Annotated in this window: 1 protein-coding gene; it reads left to right on the forward strand. The window is 77.4% G+C overall.

Features of this window, described 5'->3' with window-relative positions; translation table 11 throughout:
• Positions 1 to 43: 43 nt before the first annotated feature.
• Positions 44 to 910 (forward strand): NAD(P)H-binding protein (locus tag GTW08_RS02995; protein ID WP_161151379.1); only part of this gene is annotated, 867 nt, incomplete at its 3' end.

Here is a 910-nt window from a genome sequence, read left to right on the forward strand (position 1 = left end):
ACCCCGGCGCGCGCCCCGCGCCGGGGACCGCGAGGATCGACCCATGCACGTGCTCGTCCTCGGCGCCACCGGCTACGTCGGCTCCCGGCTCGTCCCGCGCCTGCTCGACGCCGGCCACGACGTCCGGGTCCTCGCCCGCACCCCGGGCAAGCTGGCCGCGCACCCGTGGGGCGAGCGGGTCGACGCGGTCCGTGGCGACGCCCGGGACCCGGCCGACGTGCGCCGGGCCTGCGAGGGTGTCGACGCCGTCGTCCACCTGGTGCACGCCATGGACGGCCCCGGCTACGCCGACCGCGACCGCACCGCCGCGCATGCGCTGGCCGACGGCGCCGCCGCGGCCGGTGTACACCGCATCGTCTACCTGGGCGGACTGCAGCCCGAGGCCGGCACCCGGCGGGTGTCGCAGCACCTGTCCTCGCGCCGCGAGGTCGGGGACATCCTGCTCGCCGGGCCCGTCCCGGCCGCGGTGCTGCGGGCCGGGATCGTCGTCGGCACCGGCTCGGCCAGCTTCGAGATGATCCGGCACCTCACCGAGACCGCGATGGGCGGTCCGCTGGTCCTGCCGCTGCCCGACCGCGCCTGGAACCGGATCCAACCGATCGCCGTCGACGACGTGCTGTACGACCTCGTCGGCTGCCTCGACCTGCCCGCCGGGGTGGACCGGGCGTTCGACGTCGGCGGTCCCGACGTGCACACCTACCGGTCCCTGATGAGCGAGTTCGCCGCCGAGGCAGGGCTGCTGCGGCCGTTCCCGGTGCCCGTCCCGCTGTCCGCGCCGCGGCTCACCGCCCGCGCCGTCGCCGCGCTCACCCCGGTCGGCCGCGGGCTGGCCGAGCCGCTGGTCGAGTCCATGCGGCACGAGCTGGTGGCCGACCCCGACGACCTCGCGGCCCTCGACGCGCTCATCGGC

Source organism: Pseudonocardia sp. SID8383 (assembly GCF_009864975.1).
GTDB classification, from domain to species: Bacteria; Actinomycetota; Actinomycetes; order Mycobacteriales; family Pseudonocardiaceae; genus Pseudonocardia; species Pseudonocardia alni.